The sequence below is a fragment of the Lentzea sp. NPDC042327 genome (assembly GCF_040647275.1).
GTDB lineage: Bacteria > Actinomycetota > Actinomycetes > Mycobacteriales > Pseudonocardiaceae > Lentzea.
The window spans coordinates 1-22,901 of sequence record NZ_JBEZBX010000006.1 but is presented as its reverse complement, the minus strand read 5'-3'; the positions used below and the strand labels follow the sequence as shown (position 1 = coordinate 22,901).

Here is a 22,901-nt window from a genome sequence, read left to right as displayed (position 1 = left end):
CACATTGTGTGCGTTGCGTGGAAGACTCGTCCCATGGGGATCTCGCGCCGTGCGCTGCTGCTCGGGGGAGCCGGCGCGCTCGGAGCCGCCGGAGTGGCCGGTGCCCTGACCCCGCGCGGCCGCCGCCTGCTGGGCTGGACCGGACCTGACGGCGTGGTGCCCGAGGTGGCGCCGGTCTCCGTGACACCGGCGCCGTGGGGTGCGTGGATGGGCAGCGGTGACGGTCCGGTGGTGCTCGTGCTGCACGGCCGTGGCGGCAGCGTGCGGTGGTGGGAGCAGGTGGGCCTGCCCGAGTTCCTCGCCGCCTCCGGTCTCCGCCTGCGCCTCGCCGTCCTCAACGGCGCCGACGACTACTGGGTCGGCCTGACGCCACCGGTGCCGTTCGACGCCGCGCTGGGCATCTCGATGGGCGGCTTCGGCGTGCTCGGCATCGCGACCAGGCAGCCGTTGCGCGCGGTGGCGGCGATCAGCCCGGCCGTCTTCCCCACCTGGCAGGACGCCGAACGCATCCACGGCTTCGCCTCACGCGAGGCGTGGGAGGCGAACGAGCCGCTGCTGCGCGCCACGTCGATCGACTCGCCCGTCGGCATCTGGTGCGGGCAGGAGGACCCGTTCCACGACGCGGCCGCGGACCTGGCGCGCAAGGCGCGGGCGCAGGTGGGGTCGTTCGAGCACGGCGCGCACGACGTGCACTACTGGCGGCGGGTGCTGCCGGAGGCGCTGCGGTTCATCGGCGACCGCCTCGGTGGGAGTGCACCGCCCTGACCCGCACGACGGCCGTGCCCGCCTTCCGGTCGTGCCACGTCCGCGTGCCCCGCAGGTCCAGGCTCTCCACCGCCGACAACGCCAGCAGCGTCACCCCGCTGACCAGCACCAGCGGCCCCAGCCACCCCGCCTGCCCGGTGCCGAGGTGCTCACCGGCCACGACCCACGGCTGCTGCCACCCCAGCCCCGCCATGAACGCCGGCTCGCGCCACCCGAGGCCGGTCAGGACGAGCGCGACCCCCGCACCCGGCAACGCCGTCGTGATCAGCGCGCGGGCCAGCACCCTCTTGTTCCGGAAGCCCGTGGCGGGACCGACGACGCGCAGACCGGTCAGGACCTTGCCGAGGGTGTTGAGGCGCAGCAGGGCGGCGTCGTAGACAGCGGCGACGGCCACCACGGCCACCGGTTCGTGCACCAGCGGCCAGGTCACGACCAGCACGAGGAGCCAGTCGAGAAGGCGGGCCGTGAACCGACGAGCGAGCATGACTCACGCTAAGCGCCTGCAACGGGCCATAAGGTGCCAGTTCAAGGCCACTTAGCGGCAGCCCGTCTCCTCCATTGCGCGGATCATGCTGCGGAGTCGATCTTGTTTTTGTGCGTTTTCCAGGTCCTCGTAGACCACCAAGGCCTTCTGGGCGTGGAAGATCGCTTCAGCGCTGCGGTCAAGGCGGTGAAGCGCCGAGGCGAGGCCGTGATGAGCGCTCGCGGTGAGCGAGTGGCCGGACTGGCTGCCCGCCAATTCCTTCAGTGCGCGCTGAAAGTGGTGTACAGCTTTATCGGGGCGATCCAACATCGCCCATGTGGAAGCCAGCACGATGGAAGCTGCGCCGGCTTGCTGTGAGTCGCGGTTCGCAGTCGCGAAGTCGCGAATTTCCTCGAAACCCTTGAGGAGCTCTTTCTCGCTGAACGCGATGAGGAAACTCGCGATAGCGTGTTCGCGGCCGAGCAGCTTGTCCGCGTTGTCGGCGAGGTTCGCATCTTCAATCCGTTTTCGCGCAAGCTGAACAGCTGCGACCCATCCGGTTGCGGCGGAGACGAAGTAAGCCGGAGCTTCCGATCGGATTCGGGCGAAGTCGGCAAGCGCCCAAGCCAGCACGAGGGATTCCGCGGGGCGGCCGGACTGGTGAGCCATGGCCGCTGTCGCGATCAGTGCCTTCACGTGCGCTTCTGCCCACCCCACGCTGTCGGGATCCGCGTCGGCCAAAGCGGCGAGCGCGCGCTCGCCGAAGTGGCGGACCAGCCGGTCTTCGGCTTCGGTGCGCAGGTCGACCGGATCGGCTTCGATGCTGTGCAGCGCGTAGTCCCGGATGAGGTCGTGGAACCGGTTCTGCTGGTCCACGAGACTCGCGTTGCGCAGGTCGCGCAGCATGCGCTTCGCCGTCATCAGGTCGACCTCGGCGAGCGCGGCGGCTCCTTCGACGGTCACCTCGTCGCCGGGGTGCAGGGCGAGCAGGCCGAAGAACCGTTGGTGCTGCTGTGAAAGCATCTGGTACGACAGGTCGAACGCGGCCCGGACGTCCCTGTCGTCGTCGACGAGCAAACCCAGTCGCGCCGAGCGGAAGTCAGCGGCCCAGTCGTTGTCCGGATCGCTCGCCTTGAGCGCCCGCATGATCGACAAGGCGAGCGGGAGGCGTCCGCACAACGTGGCCAGCTCGCGGTCACCGACGAGCTCTGCCGCGGCCGGGGCGTCGAGCACGCCGAGGTCGAGCGGGACCGCTCCGTCCAGGCTGGTGAGCCGATGGCGGCTCGTCACGACGACCTGGTGTTCCGCGACGATGAGCGGCCGGACCTGAGCGGCGGTGTGCACGTTGTCGAGGACGATCAGCATGCGGTCACGTGCGGCGACCAGGGAGCGGAAGAGAGCGGCTTTGTCCGCCTCGGCGGGCGGGATGTCGGCGACGCCCAGCGACCGCAGGAACGAGTCGAGGGCGTGGGACGCCGTCGTGCGCCGAGACCTGTCGTAGCCGTGGAAGTTCCAGAACAGCCGCCCGCCGGGGAACTCCTGGCACTCGGCGTGCCGCAGCACCAGCTCGGTCTTGCCGGTTCCCGCGAGCCCGGACACGACGACGAACCGGGTCGCGGCCAGCACCGCCAACTCGTCGGAGCGGCCGACGAAGGCAGCGGTGGACGGGGGCAGGCCGGCGAGTGCGGTCATCGGGGCGGCCGCGTGCACGGCGTCGATGTTCACGGTGCCGATCTGGGTGGCCTGCACGGCCTGACCATGGTTGTTGCCGTGCAGTTCGTTCATCCCGGCATTGTGCCACCCGACCCCGAACGAGGTCAGCGCGCGAACTCGGCCACCCACCGCCCGTCCGCGCGCCGGATCGACCGCGCGCTCAGCCCGTCCGTCGCGAACGCCTCGACCTCGGCCGGCGTCAACGGCCACGGTGGGCCGTCCGGCTCCGGGCCCTCGTCCCGCGCCACGGCCAGCACCAGCAGCGTCGACCTCACGAGCGAGGCGACGCGTCCGGTGGCCTGAGCGTGCAGCGCCACCGGCAGCGCCTGCACGGTCATGTTCTCCACCACCAGGTCGAACGCGCGGTGCCACGCGGCGGGCGGAGCGAGCAGGTCGGCCACCTCGTAGGAGACCTTCGTCTGCGGGAACCGCGCGCGGGTCGCGGCGATGGCGCTGGGGGAGATGTCGAACGCGGTCACGTCGAAGCCGAGTGTGGCGAGGTACTCGGAGTCGCGGCCGTAGCCGCAGCCCACGACCAGCGCGGTGCGGCCGCTGCCGTCGATGCCGTCGGCCCACTCGACCAGGTGCGGTTGCGGGGTGTTCTTGTCCCAGGGGACGGCGGCCGTGCCGGCATCGGCTTCCGCGTACAGGTCCTCGAACCACCCGGTGGGGTTGGCGGCGGCCAGGCGGCGGGCGTCGTCGTCAGCGGACATGACACCTTTCTACCGGGTACTTGCAGACGCCAGCGAAGCCAGGAGCGGGAGCTTGGGGCGGAAAAGGCGCAACAGCTGGCAACCTGCTCAGCGTGCCGCGCGGGCCTGTGCCAGGTAGTCGAGCAGCCCGTCGTCCGCGGGCCACCCGAGCTGCGCGCTGGTAGCCGCCCGGTTCTCCACCCACGACCGCTGCGCCGCCGCCTTGACCGCCGGGTCGTCGCCGGTGAACCGCGCGCCCAGCGCGTCCCACTGCCGGGACAGCTCGACGACGCGGGGGTCGGTCGCGGGGGTGCCGTCGGCCAGGTGGCCGCGCAGCCGGGAGACCAGGTCGAGCCACGAGGCCTTCAGCGCCTCCACGGCCTCGCCGCCCATCTCGGCGGCACGGGAACGCAGGTCCGACAGCTGGTCTGCGGTGAAGTAGCTCTCGTACACGGACATCAGCTCCAAAGTGGACAGAAGGGACTCCGGTGAGTCCTCGGTGAGCAGGCCGGCGATCCGCGAGCGCAGCGCCTCCACCTGCCGCGCTCGGGTCGTCCGGGCCGCCAGCTGCGCCTCGAAGAGCGGGCGCAGGGAGTCCGAAGAGGACAGTGCGGACCGCACCTCCTCCAGGGAAAGACCGAGCTGGCGCAGTGATCTCACCTGATAGAGGCGGCGGACGTCGGCGGGTGTGTACCGACGGTGACCGGACGGCGTGCGCTCCGAGGCGACGACCAGGGCGATCTCATCGTAGTGGTGAAGGGTGCGGACGGTCAGGCCACTTGCTCTGGCCAGGTCACCGATGCTCCAGCGGGTCACATGACGACGGTAGGACCTCCCGTGGGGTGAGGTTCAACCCCCGGATCACACGATCGAGCGCCTAAACATCCGAACCGGAACAGCCGATGAAATCGAAGATCGGTCCCCAAACCCAGATTGAGGAAAACTGTGTCTCGTTCCGGACTCCTCCGTGCCGCCGCCCTCCTCGCCGCCGGTGCGGCCCCGCTGCTCGCGGGTACGGCCAACGCGGCCGAGGCCCCCGTGCTCGACGGTGGTGTGCCCGACGTCGGCGCGGACCAGCTGATCTCCGACGCCAAGCGGCACGTCGACATCCTCGAGGTGGACAAGGCCGTCAAGCTGCCGACCGTGAGCGCGCCGGTGGGCGAGAAGACGGCGACGCTGGCCCTTCCGCGGGAGCGCAGCGCCGCGAACCCGGTCGCGCCCGAGCTGGGTTCGCTGCCCGGCACCCCGAGCGCGGAGACGCTGCTCGCCGGTTCGCAGTTCGGCGGCCTGCAGACCCCGCAGCTGTCGGACCTGCCCACCAACACCGTGCTGTCCGGCATCCTGCCGACGATCAACGGCTGAGCAGCGCCCGAAGCGGACGGGCCCGTGCCGGAGTCGTCACGGGCCCGTTTCGTGCACCAGCAGCGCCACGTGGAGCGACAGCACCGACTCCGGGTCCTCCAGCGAGACCCCGAGCACCTGTTCGATCCGGGCCAGCTGCTGGTAGTAGGCGGTGCGGGAGAGGTGGGCCGCCGCGGCGGCCGCCGACTTGTTGCCGCCGTTCTCGCACAGGCACCGCAGCAGCTCCACCAAACGTGAGCCCTGCGCCGCGTCGCGGGCGAGCAACGGGCCCAGCTCGCGGTCCGCGAACGCGCGCACCCGTTCGTCCTCGCGCAGCAGGTGCAGCAGACCGCGCAACCGCACGTCGTCCAGCCGGTGGTACAGCTGGGTTCCCGGCGCACGCAACGCCGCACCGGCCACGTGCGCTGCCTCGCCCAGCGAGCGGCGAACGTCCGTTGTGGACGACACGGTCGTGCCCACGGCGATCACCACCGCGCCCGCCGCCGTCCGGTGGACCTCGCGTGCGACCTTGCGCAGCACACCTTCCACCCCGACGGTCACGGGCACCGACAGCAGGGCCCGCACGGACGTGTCGTCCACGACGCCGACCAGTGCCGCGACCGTCACCCGCCGCCCCGCCAGCGCCGTGGCCTCGGCGAGGTCGCGCAGGACCTCCTGCGTCGCAAGCGTTTGCCCGTGCCCGCCGGACACCGGCCGGACCGCCACGCCGATCAGCTGCCGGCGTTCCAGCGGCACCCCCAGCGCCGCCGCCCGCGCGCCCAGGTCGGGTGCGGCGGGGGACTGGCCCAGCAGCTGCGCCAGCAACGTCCGGTGCGTCTGGCGTTCCAGCGACTCCCGGTCGCGTGCCACCAGGCGGTGCACGGCCAGCGCGGACGCCGCCCGCTCGGCCACCACGACGTGCCGGTGCGGCGGCGGTTCCGGTGACACCAGCACCAGCCGGCCCCAGTCCGCGCCGCGCGCGCCGACGATCGTCACGAGCCAGCCGGAGGCCGCGTGGTAGGCCGTCCGCTCGGCCACCGCCACCGCGCGCGAGCGCGCAGCCCAGTCGTCCAGCAGCAGCACCGGGTCGTGCCCGGCCGCGTCGTAGGCCAGCACGTCGTGGCCGAGCGTCTCCAGCACGACCGCGAGCCCCGACGTGCGCGCCACCTCGCGCAGCACCTCGGACGGCTCGGCACCCGCGACCGTCAGCGCCGTGAACGTCTCGTGCACCTGCTCCGCGGCCCGCAGCTCGGCCAGCTGGGCGTCCACGATCAACGCCACCACCGCCTCCGTCACGGCCACGTACCGCGTCTCGGCGGCGAGGGTGACCAGCGGCAACCCGTGCTGCTCCGCCGCGGTGACCAGGGCGGCGGGCACGTCGTCGCGCCACCGCCGCCCCAGCTCCACGACCAGGCCCGCGCACCCCACCGCCGCCAGCTCCCCGACGTAGCGGGCGAGGCCCGAGTCGGGCAGCATCACACCGGTCGTCAGCACCAGCTCACCGCCGCGCAGCAACGGCGCGATGTCCGCGATCTCCGCCACGTGCACCCAGCGGACCCGTCGCGACAACCCCGCCGACCCGGCCACCAGGCGCGGCTTTCCCTGCCGGATCACCGGGAGGGCGACGACTTCGGCGACCGTCGGGTACATGGACACAACGTAATGCCAACCAGCCGATCCGGGTACAGGTTGTGCATGGCGGCGGACCCGTCACCCCAGCAGACTCGCGAGCAGGTGGAGACCCCTGGAGGACGTGATGGCCCACAAGGAGCTGCTGGCACGACACCGCGCGGTGATGCCGAAGTGGCTGGCCCTCTACTACGACGAGCCCATCGAGATCGCGAGCGCCGACGGACGGCGGGTGACCGACAGCGAGGGCACGACCTACCTCGACTTCTTCGCGGGCATCCTGACCAACGCCATCGGCTACGACGTGGCCGAGATCAGCGACGCGATCCGCTCACAGCTCGACACCGGCGTGCTGCACAGCTCCACGCTTTACCTGATCAGGTCGCAGGTCGAGCTGGCGGAGAAGGTCGCGGAGCTGAGCGGCATCCCGGACGCCAAGGTGTTCTTCACGAACTCCGGCACCGAGGCCAACGAGACGGCGCTCATGCTCGCCACGCAGGCCCGCCGCAGCGAGCAGGTCCTGGCGCTGCGCAACAGCTACCACGGCCGCGCGTTCGCCACGACCGCGATCACCGGCAACCGCGGCTGGTCGGCCTCTGCGCTCTCGCCGATCAAGGTCAGCTGGGTGCACGGCGGCTACCGCTACCGCAGCCCGTTCAGGTCGCTGTCCGACGCCGACTACGTCAAGGCCTGCGTCGACGACCTGCGCGAGGTCATCGAGACCACCACGTCCGGTGACGTCGCGTGCATGATCGCCGAGCCGATCCAGGGCGTCGGCGGGTTCACCTCCCCGCCCGACGGCCTGTTCCGCGCGTTCAAGGACGTGCTGGACGAGTACGGGATCCTCTTCGTCTCCGACGAGGTGCAGACCGGCTGGGGCCGCACCGGCGAGCACTTCTGGGGCATCCAGGCGCACGACGTCGTGCCGGACGCGATGACGTTCGCCAAGGGTCTCGGCAACGGCCTCGCGATCGGCGGCGTGGTCGCCCGCGGCGACCTGATGGACACCATCACCGCCAACTCGATCTCCACCTTCGGCGGCAACCCGGTCTCCACCGCCGGCGCGCTGGCGACGCTGAACTACCTGCTCGACCACGACCTGCAGGCCAACGCGGCCAAGCTCGGCTCCCGGCTGATCGGCGGCCTGCGCGAGCTCGCGGAGCGGCACCCGGTGATCGGCGACGTGCGCGGCAAGGGCCTGATGGTCGGCGTCGAGCTGGTCGGTCCCGAGGGCGAGCCCAACCCCGGTGCGGCCACGACCGTGCTGAACGAGACCAGGGCGCTGGGCCTGCTCGTCGGCAAGGGCGGCCTCTACGGCAACGTCATCCGCCTCGCCCCGCCGATGACCCTCACCGAGGACGAGCTGGACGAGGCGCTGGGCATCCTCGCGCAGGCGGTGGCGCGCGCATGACCGGGCCCGGGATGATCAGGCACTGGATCGGCGGCAAGAGCTGGGCCGAGACGCCGGAGCGCACCGGCGACGTCTACGACCCGGCCACCGGCAAGGTCGCGAACCAGGTCGCGTTCGCGTCGGTGTCCGAAGTGGACGCAGCGGTCGACACGGCCGCGAAAGCGTTTGCGCAGTGGCGCAACGCGTCGCTGGCGCAGCGTTCGACGGTGATGTTCAAGTTCCGCGAGCTGCTCAACGCGCGCAAGGGCGAACTGGCCGTGCTCGTCAGCTCCGAGCACGGCAAGGTGGTGTCCGACGCGGGCGGCGAGGTCCAGCGCGCCCTGGAGTCCGTCGAGTACGCGTGCGGCATCCCCACGTTGCTGCGGGGCGGTTTCAGCGAGAACGCCTCCACGAAGGTCGACGTCTACTCGATCCAGCAGCCGGTGGGCGTGGTCGGTGTGATCTCGCCGTTCAACTTCCCCGCGATGGTGCCGCTGTGGTTCGTGCCCACCGCAATCGCTTGCGGCAACACGGTGGTGCTCAAACCGTCCGAAAAGGACCCGAGTGCCTCGGTGTTCATCGCCGAGCTGTTCGCCGAGGCGGGGTTGCCCGACGGCGTGCTGAACGTCGTGCACGGCGACAAGGTGGCCGTTGATCGGCTGCTGGAACACCCGGTGGTCAGGGCGATCTCGTTCGTCGGCTCCACGCCGATCGCGAAGTACGTCTACGAGACCGGCACCGCGCACGGCAAGCGGGTGCAGGCGCTGGGCGGGGCCAAGAACCACATGGTGGTGCTGCCCGACGCCGACCTCGACCTGGCCGCCGACGCCGCGGTCTCGGCGGGCTTCGGCTCGGCGGGGGAGCGCTGCATGGCCGTCTCGGTGGTCGTGGCGGTCGGCCCGGTCGGCGACGAGCTGGTCGAGAAGATCAAGTCCAGGATCGCCGACGTCCAGGTCGGCTCCGGGCCGTCGTGCGAGATGGGACCGCTGGTCACCGGCGCCCACCGGGACAAGGTGACGTCCTACCTGGACGCCGGGGTCGAGGCGGGCGCGGTGCTCGCGGTCGACGGCCGCGACCACCCGATCGACGGCGACGCGAGCGGTTTCTGGCTCGGCCCGACCCTGTTCGACCACGTCGGCACGGGCATGTCGGTCTACACCGACGAGATCTTCGGCCCGGTGCTGTCCGTCGTGCGCACCTCGACCTACGAGGAGGCGCTGGAGCTGGTGAACGCCAACCGGTACGGCAACGGCACCGCCATCTTCACCAACGACGGTGGTGCCGCGCGCCGGTTCCAGAACGAGGTGGAGGTCGGCATGGTCGGCGTGAACGTGCCGATCCCCGTGCCGGTCGCCTACTACTCCTTCGGCGGCTGGAAGGAGTCGCTGTTCGGGGACGCGCACGCCTACGGACCGCACGGCGTGCACTTCTTCACCCGCTCCAAGGTGGTCACCTCGCGCTGGCTGGACCCGTCGCACGGCGGGGTCAACCTCGGGTTCCCGCAGAACACCTAGCCCGGCGGGAAGCCGCGGGACGCGGCGGCGTCGGCGGAGGCGGGTCTCGTGCAGACGGCCCGCCTCGGCCGCGCTCCCGACCTGCGCGTCGGGCTCGCGGGCGACCGGGCCTACCGGCTCGTGCGCGCCGCCAGTGCCTCCGGGACCGGGTCGTAGCGGGAGAACCGGCGGGTGAACGTGCCGGTGCCCGAGGTCAGCGCGCGCAGCTCGACGGCGTAGCGCAGCAGCTCGCTCGACGGCACCTCCGCGCGGATCACCGTGCGTCCGCCCTCGCCCGCCTCGGTGCCGAGCACCCGCCCGCGCCGCCCGGACAGGTCGCCCAGCACCGTGCCGAGGTGGTCGTCGGGCAAGCGGATCGCGAGCTCGTCCATCGGTTCGAGCAGCTGCGTGCGCCCGGTGGCGGCGGCCTCCTTCAACGCCAGCGCGCCGGCGGTCTGGAACGCCGCGTCCGACGAGTCGACCGAGTGCGCCTTGCCGTCGACGAGGGTCACCCGGACGTCCACCACCGGCGTGCCGTCGTGCAGGCCCTTCTCCAGCTGCGCGCGCACCCCCTTCTCGACGGAGGGGATGAACTGGTGGGGGACCGCGCCGCCGATGATCTTGTCGACGAACTCGAAGCCGGAGCCGCGCGGCAGCGGCTCGACGACGATGTCGCACACCGCGTACTGGCCGTGCCCCCCGGACTGCTTGACGTGCCGGCCGTGGCCCTTCGCCGGTCCCGCGAAGGTCTCCCGCAGCGGCACGCGCACCGGCTCGGTGTCGATCTCCGCGCCGCCCGCCCGCAGCCGTGCCAGCACGACGTCCGCGTGCGCCTCGCCCATGCACCACAGCACCAGCTGGTGCGTCTCGGCGTTGCGGTCCAGCCGCAGCGTGGGGTCGCCGGCGACGAGGCGGTTGAGGTTGCGCGCCAGGTTGTCCTCGTCGCTGCGGGTGCGCGGCACGACGGCAACGGGCAGCAACGGTTCCGGCATGTCCCACGGCGCCATGAGCAGCGGCTGCTCGGGCGCGGACACGGTGTCGCCGGTCTCGGCGGTGGTCAGCTTGGTCAACGCGCACATGTCACCCGCCACGCAGTACGGCACCTCGCGCAGGTTCGACCCCAGCGGCGAGTAGATGTGCGCGACGCGTTCGTCGGTGTCGTGGTCCTCGTGCCCGCGGTCGGCCATGCCGTGCCCGGAGACGTGCACCGGCCGTTCGGGCCGCAGCGTGCCCGAGAAGACGCGGACCAGCGACACGCGGCCGACGTAGGAGTCCACGGCGGTGCGGACCACCTCGGCGACGAGTGGCCCGTCCGGGTCGGCGGCCATGCGGGGCTGCGGGATGCCGTCGACGGAGGTCACGTCGGGCACCGCGTGCTCCAGCGGTGACGGGAACGCCCGCGCGATGCCGTCGAGCAGCTCGGTCAGGCCCAGGCCGGTCGCGGCGCACACGGGCATCACGGGGTGGAACGACCCGCGCGAGACGGCGGTCTCCAGGTCGGCGATCAGCGTGTCCTGGTCGATGTCCTCCCCGGCCAGGTACCGGTCCATGAGGGTCTCGTCCTCGCTCTCGGCGATGATCCCCTCGATCAGCGCGGCCCGTTCCTCCGGGTAGTCGCCGCCCTGGGTCAGGAGGCCGACGAGCCGGTCGCCCTCCTGCACGTACAACGGCACCACGCCCGCGCCGAACGCCGCCTGGCACGCGAGCACCTCGGTGGTGAGATCGGCGCGATGGTGGTCCGTGCGCGTGACGACGACCGCACGCGGCATGCCCACCGACGCACACTCTTCCCACAACGCCACCGTTGCCGCGTCCACGCCCTCGAAGGCGTTGACGACGAAAAGGGCCGCGTCCGCGGCCCGCAGTCCTGCCCTGAGCTCCCCCACGAAGTCGACGTAGCCGGGGGTGTCGATCAGGTTGATCTTGATGTCCCCGTGCCGGACCGGTGCCACCGCGAGGCCGACCGACCGCTGTTGCCGCACCGCCGCCGGGTCGTGGTCGCAGACCGTCGTCCCCTCCGTGACCGATCCCGCGCGGCTGACCACGCCGGTGGCGGCGAGCAGGGCCTCGGTGAGCGTCGTCTTGCCAGAGCCGGACGGGCCGACGAGCACGACGTTGCGGACCTTGGCCGGGTCGTCCACAGCGACCGCGCCTGCCGAGGTGGTGTTGTCGGAGCCCTTGCTTCCCATGGCGACCTCCGTCAAGTCGTAGTGTCCGATCTCACACCCGTTCACCGGTGGTCACAAGCCCGGAAACCCGACCGGGTGCCGCCCGGTGCGCGAACACAGTTCACAGCGGCGGTGGAGTGAGCAGCGTCACCACCTGCGGTTGGCCGGAAAGTGGCCTTCTGTTTCGTGGCTCCAGTGGCTTGGGTCAGGGGGCCACGTCGGACGTAGCCTCTGGGGACCGACTTCCCCTCGTGAAAGGGTCCCCAGGGTGAGCACTGACCAGGTCACGGGCACTGCCCGCGTCAAGCGCGGCATGGCCGAGATGCTCAAGGGCGGCGTCATCATGGACGTGGTCGACGCCACCCAGGCGAAGATCGCGGAGGACGCCGGCGCCGTCGCCGTCATGGCGCTCGAACGCGTGCCCGCGGACATCCGCGCGCAGGGCGGCGTGGCCAGGATGAGCGACCCCGACCTGATCGACGGCATCATCAACGCCGTCTCGATCCCGGTGATGGCCAAGGCCCGCATCGGCCACTTCGTCGAGGCGCAGGTGCTCGCGTCGCTCGGTGTCGACTACATCGACGAGTCCGAGGTGCTCACGCCGGCCGACTACGCCAACCACATCGACAAGTGGGCGTTCACCGTCCCCTTCGTGTGCGGTGCGACGAACCTGGGCGAGGCGCTGCGCCGCATCACCGAGGGCGCGGCGATGATCCGCTCCAAGGGCGAGGCCGGCACGGGCGACGTCTCGAACGCCACCACGCACATGCGCAAGATCCGCCAGGAGATCCGCCGCCTGCAGAACCTGCCGGAGGACGAGCTGTACGTGGCCGCCAAGGAGCTCCAGGCGCCGTACGAGCTCGTGAAGGAGGTCGCGCAGAACGGCAAGCTGCCCGTGGTGCTGTTCACCGCCGGCGGCATCGCGACCCCGGCCGACGCCGCGATGATGATGCAGCTCGGCGCCGAGGGCGTGTTCGTCGGCTCCGGCATCTTCAAGTCCGGCAACCCGGCCCAGCGCGCCGAGGCCATCGTGAAGGCCACCACCTTCCACGACGACCCCGACGTCATCGCGAAGGTCTCGCGCGGCCTGGGCGAGGCCATGGTCGGCATCAACGTCGAGGACGTCCCGGAGCCGCACCGCCTGGCCGAGCGCGGCTGGTAACCGGTCCCGCGAGGAACGCCGAGGGGCCGCACCCACTCCGGGTGCGGCCCCTCCTCGCGTCCGTCAGCCCACCGGCCGCAACGAGCTCAACGCCTCCGGCAACGGGCCGTGGTGCAGCACGCCGAGCCGTTGCGTGGCACGGGTCAGCGCCACGTACAGCTCCGCCGCCCCGCGCGGGCCGTCCGCGAGGATCCGCTCCGGCTCCACCACGAGCACCGAGTCGAACTCCAGGCCCTTCGTCTCCGCGGCGGGCACCGTGCCGGGCACGCCGGGCGGGCCGATCACGACGCTCGTGCCCTCCAGGGCCGCCTCCGCCGCGACGAACTCCTCGATCGCCGCCGGCAGCTCCGCGGTGCTCACCTGGCGGGCCCACGGCTGGACACCGTTGGCGCGCACCGACTCCGGGGCCTGCACGTCGGGTGCGAACTCGGCGAGCACGCGGGCGGCGACGGCCATGATCTCGGCCGGGGTGCGGTAGTTGACCGTCAGCGAGCGGTAGACCCAGCGGTCCTTCACGTACGGGTCGAGCATGTCGCCCCACGTCACGGCACCGGCGGCGGTGCGGCGCTGGGCCAGGTCGCCGACGACGGTGAACGACCGGCCGGGGCAGCGCCGCATCAGCACCCGCCAGTCCATCTCGGACAGTTCCTGCGCCTCGTCGACGACGATGTGGCGGTAGGTCCAGTCGCGGTCGGCGGTGGCGCGTTCGGCGAGGGTGCGGGTGTCGTGCTCCACGAACCGGACGGCCAGGTCCTCCGCCCGCAGCAGGTCGGTGGCGAAGAGGTGGTCCTCGTCGTCCATGTGGTCCTGGCGGTTGGTCATGCTGTCCAGCACGGCCTCGGCGTAGGCGGTCTCGGCCTTGCGCTCCTCCAGCGCCGCCCGCTCGCGGGTCATCTCGGTGATCTTGTCGCGGCCCAGCAGGTCGTGCAGCTCGTCGAGCAGCGGCACGTCCGAGACCGTCCACGCGGCATCGTCGGCGCGCAGCAGCGCCGGGTCGCCGCCGGCCGCGGCCAGCAGGTCGGGTGAGGACAGCAGCGACGACAGCAGGGACTGCGGCGTCAGCACCGGCCACAGCTCGTCCACCGCGGCCAGGAACCGGTCGTCCTCCGCCAGGTCCTTCAGCAGGCCGGACCGCATGTCCTCCCAGCCCTGCTTGTCCTCGCGCGACAGCCAGCCCTTGCCGATGCGGGCGATCGCGCGCTCGGTCAGCACGTAGGTGACGATCTCCACGAACGTCGCGCGCGCCTCGTTGTGCGGCAGCCCGGTGTCGCGGGCCTCCTGGCGGGCCCACTCGGCGGTCTCGGCGTTGATGTGGACGGTGACGTCCTTCAGGCCGACGGGGATCGGCTCCTCCGGCAGGCGCTGGCGGCCGGCGATCGCGGCCGCGAGCACGTCGAGCATCTTCAGCGACCCCTTGAGCCGCGCGGCGTCCGCCGGGTCCTCCGCGGTGACCTTCAGGCCGGGCACGAAGTCGCCGGTGGTCATGAACACCACGTCGGACTCGCCCAGCGACGGCAGCACCCGCCCGATGTGGGTGAGGAACGCCGGGTTCGGGCCCACGACGAGCACGCCGTGGCGTTCCATCCGCTCCCGCTGCGTGTAGAGCAGGTACGCGACGCGGTGCAGCGCCACGACCGTCTTGCCGGTGCCGGGCCCGCCCTCGATCACCAGCACACCGGGGTGCTCGAGCCGGATGATCGCGTCCTGCTCGGCCTGGATCGTCGCCACGATGTCGCGCATGCCCTCGCCGCGCGGCGCGTTGACCGCCGCCAGCAGTGCCGCGTCCCCGCGCTCGCCGGCGTCGGGCCGGCCGAAGACCTCGTCGGTGAAGCCGACCAGCGCGCGCCGGTTCGTGTGGAACTGGCGCCGCCGCCGCATGCCCTCGGAGTTCGCGCCCGTGGCCGTGTAGAACGGCCGCGCGGACGGCGCCCGCCAGTCCAGCAGCACCGGCTCGAAGTCGCGCTCCTCGTCGAAGATGCCGATGCGGCCGATGTAGGACACCTCGCCGTCGAGGCTGTCGAGCCGCCCGAAGCACAGGCCGTCGTCGGCCACCTCCAGCCGCTTCATCTCCTTGTGCCGGGCGCGCACCTCCTGGTCGCGCTCCATGACCGTGCCGCCGGTGCCGCGCAACGCGCTGGTGAACGCCCCCTTCACGCGCGCACGGTCGGCATCCAGCCGTGCGTACAGATCAGCAACGTAGGCGCGCTCGGACTGCAGTTCTGCTTCGTACCCCTGGTTTGACACGTGTTCCCCAAGCGCCTGGTTGTGGCTTAGCGCGATGAGTTTGAGGGATGAACGGGGGCTTGTGGCAAGGGCCCCTGTCTGCTATATGGTTAAGTGGGCCGGGAGAAGCAGTAGGTCGTCCTGGTCTCCGGGTAGACCAGCGCCTGCCGGACGTCCGTCCCGCACGCGGCCCCGTCGGCGGTGTTCGCCAGCACCCTCACCCGCAAGCCCACCCCGGTGCACTCGACCGCCGCCAGATCGGTCTTGAGCGTGAAGAACTCGTAGCACCGGCCGTCGGCGAACACCGGCACGAGGCACACGCCCAGCCGGCCGCTGTAGCGGTACCGCGCGTAGTTGTCCTTCTTCGAGCCGCTCGCCGCACCGCAGTCCTCGCCCTGGCGCTGCAGGCTGCCGACCACGTAGTTGTGGGCGCCCGCCGCGCAGTCGACCGGCGTGTAGGTCGAGTCGAGCATGCCGCCCGCCACCCGCGCACAGTCGCCGAGGCGCGGCTCGTTCACGTCCTGCGGCGGCGTCCACGGCGTCGTGCTCGTCGGCGCGGCTTGGGTCTCGGGTGCCGGTTTCGTTGCCACGTAGTAGAAGGCGACGCCCAGCACGACGACGAGCGCGGCACCGGCGACCAGTGCGGCGCGGGCGATCCTGGCCGAACGCCGCTCCGGCGCCAGGTCGGGTTCCTCGGGCGAGAAGCTCGCGAACGGATCAGACATGTGTCCCCCCAGACGGTTTCCGGGGCGGAGTGTAGTTCGCGGACCGCGCCGCCACGGCGCTGCCGGGCTACGCGGTGTGCTCCATCACCATCACGGCCGTCGTGCCCGGCTCCAGCGCCTTGCAGATGTGCGGCAGGTCTCCCGGGTACACGATGTAGTCGCCCGGCCCGAGCTCGACCGGGTCGCTGGCGAGGCCCGCGAGGCAGCGGCCGGTCGCCACGATCATGTGCTCGACGCTGCCCGGCACGTGCGGCTCCGACTCGCGGGCGCCGCCCGGTTCGAGCGCCAGCCAGTAGAGGTCGTGCTTGGTGCCGGGGCGGCAGGCGGCGAGCAGCGTCGCGGAGTAGTGCGCGCGCTCGGAGTGGATGACCGGCCCTTGGCCCGCGCGGATCACCTGGACGCGGGGGACGCCGGGTTCGACGAGCTGGCTGAACGGCACGCCCAGCGCGACGCCGAGCGCCCACAGGGTCTCCACGCTGGGGTTGCCGGCGCCGGACTCCAGCTGCGACAGCGTCGACTTCGCGATGCCCGCCTTCTTGGCCAGCTCGCTCAGGGACATGCCGCTGCGGTCGCGCTCCCGCCGGAGGTTGGCCGCGATGAGGTCGAGTGGTGCGTTCGACACAGAAGTCCATCCGTTCGTCTTGACGAACACCGATCCCGGGTGTTCATCTTATCGGGTGGTCCGTTCGATTTGGCGAACTCTGGATGCAGTCCTCCTGCGCGACGTGACCGCGGTGGCCCTCGGCGCCGCGGTGACCGGCGCCAGCTTCGGTGCGATCTCGGTGGGCTCCGGCCTGGCGTGGTGGGTGCCGGTGCTGATGTCGCTGCTGGTCTTCGCGGGTGGCTCGCAGTTCATGGCGGTGGGCGTGGTCGCCGCCGGCGGCAGCCCCGCCGCCGCGGTGCTGGCCGGTCTCGTGCTGAACGCGCGGCACCTGCCATTCGGCCTCGCGGTCGGGGACGTGCTCGGCAAGAGCCCGCTCGCCCGCGTCGTCGGCAGCCACCTGCTGATCGACGAGTCCACCGCGTTCGCCATGGCGCAGAAGGACCCCGCACGCGCACGGGCTGCCTACTGGGCGTGCGGCGTGGCGTTGTTCTTCAGCTGGAACACCGGCGTGCTCATCGGCGCGCTCGTGGGGCAGGCGATCGGGGACACGGCGGCGTTCGGCCTGGACGCGGCCTTCCCGGCGGCGCTGCTCGCCCTCACGCTCCCGGCCCTGAAGGACGCGGCGACGCGCAACGCGGCACTCGCCGGCGCCGTCATCGCGCTGGCGACGACGCCGTTCCTGCCCGCCGGTGTGCCCGTGCTGCTCGCGCTGGCAGGGCTCTTCGCGTTCCGCGCCCCGAAGAAGAAGACACCGAAGGAGGAGCCGTGCCCGTCACCGCGATCCTGATCCTGGCCGCCGGCACCTTCGCCATCCGCTTCGCCGGGCCGGTGCTGCGCGACCGCGTGACGCTGCCGGAGCGGGTCCGCGAGCTGATGTCCGCCTCCGCCACCGTGCTGCTGGTCGCCTTGGTGGCGATCTCGGCGCTGACGAGCGGAAAGCAGTTCGGCGGCTGGGCGCTCGCCGCCGGAGTGGCGGTCGGCGGTCTCGCGGCGTGGCGGAAACTGCCTTTTGTCGCAGTAATCGTCCTGGCCGCCGCGACCACCGCGGGACTGCGGTGGCTCGGCGTGGCCTAATGCTTTCTGATGTGCGAGAAAAGCAGGTTCGTGTGCACTTCGGTCACCTCTCGCCGACTGGTGAACTTGTCGAGCACGAGCCGTTGCAGATGAGCGACGTCGGACACCGCGACGTGCACCAGGAAATCCTCCGGACCCGTCACGTGGGAGAGCGCGAGCGTTTCCGGCAGGCCCAGCACGTACGCCATGAACGGGTCGACGATCTCCTTCGTGTGCGGCCGGATCTTCACCGCGAGCATCGCCTGGACGTGCTGCCCGACCGCGCTCGGGTCGACCTCGGCGTGGTAGCCGGTGATCACGCCGCGCTCCCGCAGCGCCCGGTGCCGGACCACGGCCGTGGACTGCGCGACGTTCACGCGTTCGGCCAGGTCCTTGTTCTGCAGCCGCGCGTCCTTCCGCAGCTCCCGCACGATGGCCTCGTCGATCGAATCCAGCACGGCGAATCGCCCTTCTGCCGAAACGGGTGCGGTTCCGTGCCCGCAGTGCCGAGGAAGTCTCCACCATTCCGGCCATGACGCGCATGGAGACCATCGCAGTGCACGGCGGCCGCGACGACCTCGCCGAGCTGGGCGTGCACGCTCCTCCCATCGACCTGTCCACCACCTACCCCGTGCCCGACCAGGCGCTCGGCGGGGCGGCGCTGGGGGAGTGGGCCACCGGCGCGGCGCACGCCGCGTCACCGGTGTACGCCCGGTTGCACAACCCGACCGTGGCGCGGTTCGAACAGGCGCTGGCCGCTCTGGAGCACACCGAGGCCGCCGTGGCCTTCGGCAGTGGCATGGCCGCGGTGACCGCCGTCGTCCAGGCCGCCTGCGTGATGGCGGGAAAACCGCACGTCGTGGCCGTGCGTCCGCTCTACGGCGGCACCGACCACCTGCTGTCGTCGGGTCTGCTGGGCGTCACCACGACGTACGTGGAGGCGGGCCTGGTGGCGTCTGCGATCCGGCCGGACACCGGCCTCGTCGTTGTCGAGACGCCGGCCAACCCCAACCTCGACCTCGTCGACATCGAGCACGTCGTGCGGCAGGCCGGCGCCGTCCCGGTCATGGTCGACAACACCTTCGCCACGCCCGTGCTGCAGAACCCGGCGCTGCACGGGGCGTCGTACGTGCTGCACTCCGGCACCAAGTACCTGGGCGGGCACGGTGACGTGCTCGGTGGCGTCGTGGCCTGCTCCGAGGAGCGCGCGGCGGCGTTGCGGCAGGTCAGGATCATCACCGGCGCCGTGCTGCACCCGCTGGGCGGCTACCTGCTGCACCGCGGGCTCGCCACGCTGCCGCTGCGGGTCGAGGCGGCGTCGCGGTCGGCGGCCGTCCTCGCCGCACGGCTGGCCGAGCACGACGCGGTGGAGTTCGTGCGCTACCCCGGCAGGACGGCGCAGATGCGCGGGACCGGCGCGATGATCGCGTTCGGCGTGCACGGCGACCCGGTCGAGGTGGTGCGGCGGCTGAAGCTGGTCACGCCCGCCGTCTCGCTGGGATCGGTCGACACCCTGATCGAGCACCCCTCGGCATTGACGCACCGGCTCGTTCCGGGAGAAGAACTGCGCGCTTCTGGCGTTCCGGACAATTTGCTGCGCATTTCCGTGGGACTCGAACACGTCGAGGACATTTGGGAAGACCTCGACGCGGCGTTGTGTGACGTCGCTTACGTTAAGCCTTCCCCAACTGATTTCTTGGTGATGACCGCCACTCACTAAGGTCCGGACGCATCAGCGCGTCGGGGCGCGGGAGGTTCCGACGCGGGCATTTTCCGTTTTCGGAAGGAACCTCCTCGTGAGTTCTGTGGAAACTGATGCGGACGGCTACACCAAGGCGCTGACCAAGCGCCAGGTGCAGATGATCGCAATCGGTGGCGCGATCGGCGTCGGCCTCTTCCTGGGCGCGGGCGGACGCCTCGCCGCGGCGGGGCCGTCGCTGATCCTGTCCTACGCGGTGTGCGGCCTCGCGGCGTTCTTCGTCATGCGCGCGCTGGGCGAGCTCGTCCTGCACCGCCCGGTGGCCGGCAGCTTCGTGGAGTACGCCCGCGAGTTCATCGGCCCGTGGGCGGGCTTCACCTCCGGCTGGATGTACTGGGTCAACTGGGCGATGACCGGCATCGCCGAGATCACCGCCGTCGCGATCTACATGCACAAGTGGTTCCCGGACATGCCGCAGTGGATCACCGCGCTGGTGGCGCTGGTCGTCCTCGTCGCGATCAACATGCTGTCGGTGAAGCTGTTCGGTGAGCTGGAGTTCTGGTTCAGCGTCATCAAGGTGACGGCGATCCTCGTCTTCCTGGTCACCGGCATCGCCCTGGTGATCAGCGCCGCGGACATCGGCGGCACCACGGCGTCGGTCTCCAACACCCTGGGCCACGGCGGCCTGTTCCCCGCTGGGTTCGGCGTCGCGCTGATGACCCTGCAGGCCGTGATCTTCGCCTACTCGGCCATCGAGCTGGTCGGCATCGCGGCCGGGGAGACCAAGAACCCCGAGAAGATCATGCCGCGCGCCATCAACGGCGTGGTCTACCGCATCGCCATCTTCTACGTCGGTTCCGTGCTGCTGCTGACGATGCTGCTGCCGTGGGACCACTACACCGGCACCGAGTCGCCGTTCGTGACCGTGTTCTCGGCGCTGGGCATCCCCGCGGTCGGCGACATCATGAACGCCGTGGTGCTCACCGCCGCGCTGTCCTCGTGCAACTCCGGCCTCTACTCCACCGGCCGCATCCTGCGGTCGCTGGCGCAGAAGGGCGAGGCACCGGCGTTCACCGGCAAGATGAACTCCCGGCACGTGCCCTACGGCGGCATCCTGTTCACCGGCGCCGCCTACCTGTTCGGCGTGGTGCTCAACTACACCGTCCCGAAGGACGCGTTCGACATCGCGATCGCCGTCGCCTCGCTCGGTGTGGTGTCCACGTGGGCCACGCTGATCGTCTGCCAGATGAAGCTGCGGCAGAAGGCGCTGCGGGGTGAGGTCGAACGGCCCTCCTACCGGATGCCCGGCGCGCCGTACACGTCCTGGCTGACGCTCGGGTTCCTCGCGCTCGTCGTCGGGCAGATGGCGTTCTCGTCCGGGCACGCGGAGCGGATCGCGTTCTGGTCCATCCCCGTCCTGGCGCTGGTGCTGTTCCTCGGCTGGCGGTTCGTGAAGTCGCGGCAGGCGCAGCAGGAGCCCGTGCCCGTCGACTGACCTCCTCGGCTCCTGCTCGGCTCAGTGCACGCGGGGACCTTTCGTACTCTCTGAGAGTACGAAAGGTCCCCGCGTGCGTTCAGGGAACGGGCAGGTGGGCCGCTGTGACGGGGGAGACGGCGGTCCAGCCGAGGGTCAGGTAGAGGGCGCGACCGGCTTCGGAGGCGACGAGGACGGCGCGGGTCGCACCCCGGGTCGCGGCGGTGCGGGTCAGCTCCGACATCACCACGCTGCCCAGGCCACGCCTGCGGTGCGCGGGGCCGGTCTCCACCACGTCGACCACGGCGGCGCGCCCGTGCACCGCGACCCGGCCCTTCGCCGCGACCTCGCTCCCGGCGAGCACCACGGCCTCGGCCACGTCACCGGTGCCGCGCACCTCCACGGTGTAGGGGGCCGGCGGGGTCACGGGCGGCCGCGTCCCCAGCTCGACGCTCATCAGGTGCTCCGGCGCGCTGACCACCCACGCCGGGCCGAGCTCGACCTGGTCGCGCGCACCGCAGACCTTCAGCCACGTGCCGGGCTCGGACAACCCGGCGGCACGCGGTCCGGCCGCGGCCGGGTCCGGCAGGACGTAGCGCACCCGGTGCCCCGGCAGCCCGACGTCGATGCGGTAGCCGTCGGGCTCCTCGACGGGCGCAGGGGTGCCGCGGGACAGCGCCCAGCCCCTGACCCAGTCCTTGACGACGGCGGTGAGGTGCGAACCGGTCATGCGCCGATCCTGCCCCACGCGGGCGGCGGACCGGCGAGGTGTGCGCTGACCACCTCGAATAAGCTGGCAGGCATGGTTGCTGCCCCTCCCGTCATCGGCGTGCTCGCCCTCCAGGGTGACGTCCAGGAACACCTCGTGTCGCTCGCGAAGTGCGATGTCACCGCACGGCCCGTGCGGCGCGCCGAGGAGCTGGACGAGCTGGACGGGATCGTGCTCCCCGGCGGCGAGTCGACGACCATGAGCAAGCTGCTCGACAACTTCGAGCTGCTGGAGCCGCTGCGGGCCAAGATCAAGGCGGGCTTCCCCGCGTACGGGTCGTGCGCGGGCATGATCCTGCTCGCCAACACCGTCCTGGACGGCCGCGAGCACCAGCACCAGCTCGGCGGCCTGGACGTCACGGTCCGGCGCAACGCCTTCGGCCGGCAGGCCGACTCGTTCGAGACCGATCTCGACCTGGAGGGCGAGACGGTTCACGCCGTGTTCATCCGGGCACCTTGGGTGGAGGCGGTGGACGGCGGCGTCGAGGTGCTCGCTACGGTGCCCGTCACGGCTGAGGCGGGTGACGCCGCCGGTAGGATCGTCGCGGTCAGGCAGGGCAACGTGCTGGCCACGGCGTTCCACCCGGAGCTCACGGGGGACGAGCGCGTTCACCGACTGTTCGTTGACATGGTCCGAAGTTCGACGGAGGAGAAATGAGCGGCCACTCCAAGTGGGCGACCACCAAGCACAAGAAGGCCGCTATTGACGCCAAGCGCGGCAAGCTGTTCGCGCGGCTGATCAAGAACATCGAGGTGGCCGCCCGCACCGGTGGTGGCGACCCCGACGGCAACCCGACGCTCTTCGACGCGATCCAGAAGGCCCGCAAGAACTCGGTGCCGCTGGACAACATCGAACGGGCCCGCAAGCGCGGCGGCGGCGAGGAGGCCGGCGGCGCCGACTGGCAGACCATCATGTACGAGGGCTACGGGCCCAACGGTGTCGCGGTGCTCATCGAGTGCCTCACCGACAACCGCAACCGCGCCGCCACCGAGGTCCGCACGGCCATGACCCGCAACGGCGGTTCGATGGCCGACCCCGGCTCGGTGTCGTACATGTTCAGCCGCAAGGGCGTCGTCATCGTGCCGAAGGCGGGCACGACCGAGGACGACGTGATGATGGCGGTGCTCGAAGCGGGTGCCGAGGAGGTCAACGACCTGGGGGAGGCCTTCGAGGTCGTCTCCGAGGCCGGCGACCTGATCCCGGTGCGCAAGGCGCTGCAGGACGCGGGCATCGACTACGAGTCGGCCGAGTCGAGCTTCCTGCCGTCGGTGTCCGTCGCGCTCGAGGCGGAGGGCGCCAAGAAGATCTTCAAGCTGATCGACGCGCTGGAGGACTGCGACGACGTGCAGAACGTCTTCGCGAACTTCGACGTGTCCGACGAGGTCATGGCCGAGGTCGGCTGACCTCTTCCGGCGGTGGGCGGGGGGGGGGGGGGGGGGGGGGCCCCCCCCCCCCGGGGGGGGGGGGGGGGGGGTGTGTGGGTTTTTGGACCATCTAAAAAGAGGTGGGGCCCCGGCTCACAAGGCGGCCCCGGCCCC

General features: G+C 71.3%; 22 protein-coding genes. 11 read left to right on the top strand and 11 right to left on the bottom strand.

Annotation, left to right across the window (positions count from 1 at the left end; genetic code table 11):
- Positions 1 to 33 precede the first annotated feature (33 nt).
- On the top strand, positions 34 to 765 hold the full coding sequence (locus AB0A63_RS16950) for an alpha/beta hydrolase-fold protein (protein WP_360391582.1): 732 nt from the start codon (positions 34 to 36) through the stop codon (positions 763 to 765).
- On the opposite strand, the gene AB0A63_RS16945 is transcribed toward AB0A63_RS16950, so the two are convergent.
- From AB0A63_RS16945 to AB0A63_RS16930, 4 genes are all read right to left on the bottom strand, one after another.
- A complete protein-coding gene (locus tag AB0A63_RS16945; RefSeq protein ID WP_360391579.1) occupies positions 728 to 1,249 on the bottom strand; it encodes a hypothetical protein in 522 nt (173 codons plus the stop codon). The genes AB0A63_RS16950 and AB0A63_RS16945 overlap by 38 nt on opposite strands.
- A gap of 51 nt (positions 1,250 to 1,300) precedes the next feature.
- Positions 1,301 to 3,013 (bottom strand): hypothetical protein, encoded by a 1,713-nt coding sequence (locus AB0A63_RS16940; RefSeq protein WP_360391577.1) that lies wholly within the window; start codon positions 3,011 to 3,013, stop codon positions 1,301 to 1,303.
- 32 nt (positions 3,014 to 3,045) lie between these two features.
- Positions 3,046 to 3,654 carry a class I SAM-dependent methyltransferase gene (locus tag AB0A63_RS16935; protein WP_360391574.1) on the bottom strand — a complete coding sequence of 203 codons (609 nt, stop codon included), beginning with the start codon at positions 3,652 to 3,654 and terminating at the stop codon, positions 3,046 to 3,048.
- 87 nt (positions 3,655 to 3,741) lie between these two features.
- Complete coding sequence (locus tag AB0A63_RS16930; RefSeq protein WP_360391572.1) at positions 3,742 to 4,449, bottom strand: MerR family transcriptional regulator; 708 nt, start codon at positions 4,447 to 4,449, stop codon at positions 3,742 to 3,744.
- A gap of 129 nt (positions 4,450 to 4,578) precedes the next feature.
- On the opposite strand from AB0A63_RS16930, the gene AB0A63_RS16925 reads away from it, so the two are divergent.
- The gene (locus AB0A63_RS16925; RefSeq protein ID WP_360391569.1) at positions 4,579 to 4,995 is read left to right on the top strand and encodes a hypothetical protein; all 417 of its coding nucleotides are present in this window, start codon (positions 4,579 to 4,581) and stop codon (positions 4,993 to 4,995) included.
- Positions 4,996 to 5,031: 36 nt separating this feature from the next.
- On the opposite strand, the gene AB0A63_RS16920 is transcribed toward AB0A63_RS16925, so the two are convergent.
- Positions 5,032 to 6,624 carry a PucR family transcriptional regulator ligand-binding domain-containing protein gene (locus tag AB0A63_RS16920; protein ID WP_360391566.1) on the bottom strand — a complete coding sequence of 531 codons (1,593 nt, stop codon included), beginning with the start codon at positions 6,622 to 6,624 and terminating at the stop codon, positions 5,032 to 5,034.
- A 106-nt stretch (positions 6,625 to 6,730) separates the two neighbouring features.
- Between AB0A63_RS16920 and AB0A63_RS16915 the strand changes: the two genes are divergently transcribed.
- Entirely contained in the window at positions 6,731 to 8,014 is a 1,284-nt protein-coding gene (locus AB0A63_RS16915) for an aspartate aminotransferase family protein (protein WP_360391563.1), read from the top strand.
- Positions 8,011 to 9,507 (top strand): CoA-acylating methylmalonate-semialdehyde dehydrogenase, encoded by a 1,497-nt coding sequence (locus tag AB0A63_RS16910; RefSeq protein WP_360391560.1) that lies wholly within the window; start codon positions 8,011 to 8,013, stop codon positions 9,505 to 9,507. Before AB0A63_RS16915 ends, AB0A63_RS16910 begins: the two co-directional genes overlap by 4 nt.
- Before the next feature lie 110 nt (positions 9,508 to 9,617).
- On the opposite strand, the gene AB0A63_RS16905 is transcribed toward AB0A63_RS16910, so the two are convergent.
- The gene (locus AB0A63_RS16905) at positions 9,618 to 11,675 is read right to left on the bottom strand and encodes an elongation factor G-like protein EF-G2 (RefSeq protein ID WP_360391557.1); all 2,058 of its coding nucleotides are present in this window, start codon (positions 11,673 to 11,675) and stop codon (positions 9,618 to 9,620) included.
- A 247-nt stretch (positions 11,676 to 11,922) separates the two neighbouring features.
- Here AB0A63_RS16905 and pdxS point away from each other — a divergent pair, with 247 nt between their 5' ends.
- Entirely contained in the window at positions 11,923 to 12,816 is an 894-nt protein-coding gene (gene pdxS / locus AB0A63_RS16900) for a pyridoxal 5'-phosphate synthase lyase subunit PdxS (RefSeq protein WP_179953702.1), read from the top strand.
- A gap of 63 nt (positions 12,817 to 12,879) precedes the next feature.
- Here pdxS and helR read toward each other — a convergent pair whose 3' ends face one another.
- The 3 genes from helR to AB0A63_RS16885 all read right to left on the bottom strand — a co-directional run bounded on the left by helR (position 12,880) and on the right by AB0A63_RS16885 (position 16,386).
- Positions 12,880 to 15,060, bottom strand: a complete 2,181-nt coding sequence (gene helR / locus AB0A63_RS16895; protein ID WP_360391552.1) for an RNA polymerase recycling motor ATPase HelR — start codon at positions 15,058 to 15,060, stop codon at positions 12,880 to 12,882.
- Between the two features lie 89 nt (positions 15,061 to 15,149).
- The gene (locus AB0A63_RS16890) at positions 15,150 to 15,764 is read right to left on the bottom strand and encodes a hypothetical protein (protein WP_360391549.1); all 615 of its coding nucleotides are present in this window, start codon (positions 15,762 to 15,764) and stop codon (positions 15,150 to 15,152) included.
- A 67-nt stretch (positions 15,765 to 15,831) separates the two neighbouring features.
- Entirely contained in the window at positions 15,832 to 16,386 is a 555-nt protein-coding gene (locus AB0A63_RS16885) for an XRE family transcriptional regulator (protein ID WP_360391546.1), read from the bottom strand.
- A gap of 103 nt (positions 16,387 to 16,489) precedes the next feature.
- On the opposite strand from AB0A63_RS16885, the gene AB0A63_RS16880 reads away from it, so the two are divergent.
- Positions 16,490 to 17,155 (top strand): AzlC family ABC transporter permease, encoded by a 666-nt coding sequence (locus AB0A63_RS16880; protein WP_360391543.1) that lies wholly within the window; start codon positions 16,490 to 16,492, stop codon positions 17,153 to 17,155.
- Complete coding sequence (locus tag AB0A63_RS16875; protein ID WP_360391540.1) at positions 17,134 to 17,442, top strand: AzlD domain-containing protein; 309 nt, start codon at positions 17,134 to 17,136, stop codon at positions 17,440 to 17,442. Before AB0A63_RS16880 ends, AB0A63_RS16875 begins: the two co-directional genes overlap by 22 nt.
- On the opposite strand, the gene AB0A63_RS16870 is transcribed toward AB0A63_RS16875, so the two are convergent.
- Positions 17,439 to 17,879 (bottom strand): Lrp/AsnC family transcriptional regulator, encoded by a 441-nt coding sequence (locus AB0A63_RS16870; protein WP_360391538.1) that lies wholly within the window; start codon positions 17,877 to 17,879, stop codon positions 17,439 to 17,441. The two genes, AB0A63_RS16875 and AB0A63_RS16870, sit on opposite strands and share 4 nt — an antisense overlap.
- Before the next feature lie 74 nt (positions 17,880 to 17,953).
- On the opposite strand from AB0A63_RS16870, the gene AB0A63_RS16865 reads away from it, so the two are divergent.
- Positions 17,954 to 19,141, top strand: a complete 1,188-nt coding sequence (locus tag AB0A63_RS16865) for a PLP-dependent transferase (RefSeq protein ID WP_360391535.1) — start codon at positions 17,954 to 17,956, stop codon at positions 19,139 to 19,141.
- A gap of 139 nt (positions 19,142 to 19,280) precedes the next feature.
- Positions 19,281 to 20,615, top strand: coding sequence for an amino acid permease (locus AB0A63_RS16860; protein ID WP_360392666.1), 1,335 nt, complete (start codon positions 19,281 to 19,283; stop codon positions 20,613 to 20,615).
- 79 nt (positions 20,616 to 20,694) lie between these two features.
- Here AB0A63_RS16860 and AB0A63_RS16855 read toward each other — a convergent pair whose 3' ends face one another.
- Positions 20,695 to 21,324, bottom strand: a complete 630-nt coding sequence (locus AB0A63_RS16855; RefSeq protein ID WP_360391532.1) for a GNAT family N-acetyltransferase — start codon at positions 21,322 to 21,324, stop codon at positions 20,695 to 20,697.
- Between the two features lie 72 nt (positions 21,325 to 21,396).
- Between AB0A63_RS16855 and pdxT the strand changes: the two genes are divergently transcribed.
- A complete protein-coding gene (gene pdxT / locus AB0A63_RS16850) occupies positions 21,397 to 22,020 on the top strand; it encodes a pyridoxal 5'-phosphate synthase glutaminase subunit PdxT (protein WP_360391530.1) in 624 nt (207 codons plus the stop codon).
- A complete protein-coding gene (locus tag AB0A63_RS16845; protein ID WP_360391528.1) occupies positions 22,017 to 22,766 on the top strand; it encodes a YebC/PmpR family DNA-binding transcriptional regulator in 750 nt (249 codons plus the stop codon). The genes pdxT and AB0A63_RS16845 overlap by 4 nt, the downstream gene beginning before the upstream one ends.
- Positions 22,767 to 22,901: the final 135 nt, after the last annotated feature.

Excerpts from the sequence above, each read along its gene's own strand:
- AB0A63_RS16950 (WP_360391582.1), top strand. The coding sequence starts at position 34 with ATGGGGATCTCGCGCCGTGCGCTGCTGCTCGGGGGAGCCGGCGCGCTC.
- AB0A63_RS16945 (WP_360391579.1), bottom strand. The coding sequence starts at position 1,249 with ATGCTCGCTCGTCGGTTCACGGCCCGCCTTCTCGACTGGCTCCTCGTG.
- AB0A63_RS16940 (WP_360391577.1), bottom strand. The coding sequence starts at position 3,013 with ATGAACGAACTGCACGGCAACAACCATGGTCAGGCCGTGCAGGCCACC.
- AB0A63_RS16935 (WP_360391574.1), bottom strand. The coding sequence starts at position 3,654 with ATGTCCGCTGACGACGACGCCCGCCGCCTGGCCGCCGCCAACCCCACC.
- AB0A63_RS16920 (WP_360391566.1), bottom strand. The coding sequence starts at position 6,624 with ATGTACCCGACGGTCGCCGAAGTCGTCGCCCTCCCGGTGATCCGGCAG.
- AB0A63_RS16915 (WP_360391563.1), top strand. The coding sequence starts at position 6,731 with ATGGCCCACAAGGAGCTGCTGGCACGACACCGCGCGGTGATGCCGAAG.
- AB0A63_RS16910 (WP_360391560.1), top strand. The coding sequence starts at position 8,011 with ATGACCGGGCCCGGGATGATCAGGCACTGGATCGGCGGCAAGAGCTGG.
- AB0A63_RS16905 (WP_360391557.1), bottom strand. The coding sequence starts at position 11,675 with ATGGGAAGCAAGGGCTCCGACAACACCACCTCGGCAGGCGCGGTCGCT.
- AB0A63_RS16890 (WP_360391549.1), bottom strand. The coding sequence starts at position 15,764 with ATGTCTGATCCGTTCGCGAGCTTCTCGCCCGAGGAACCCGACCTGGCG.
- AB0A63_RS16865 (WP_360391535.1), top strand. The coding sequence starts at position 17,954 with ATGACGCGCATGGAGACCATCGCAGTGCACGGCGGCCGCGACGACCTC.
- AB0A63_RS16860 (WP_360392666.1), top strand. The coding sequence starts at position 19,281 with ATGATCGCAATCGGTGGCGCGATCGGCGTCGGCCTCTTCCTGGGCGCG.
- AB0A63_RS16855 (WP_360391532.1), bottom strand. The coding sequence starts at position 21,324 with ATGACCGGTTCGCACCTCACCGCCGTCGTCAAGGACTGGGTCAGGGGC.
- pdxT (WP_360391530.1), top strand. The coding sequence starts at position 21,397 with ATGGTTGCTGCCCCTCCCGTCATCGGCGTGCTCGCCCTCCAGGGTGAC.
- AB0A63_RS16845 (WP_360391528.1), top strand. The coding sequence starts at position 22,017 with ATGAGCGGCCACTCCAAGTGGGCGACCACCAAGCACAAGAAGGCCGCT.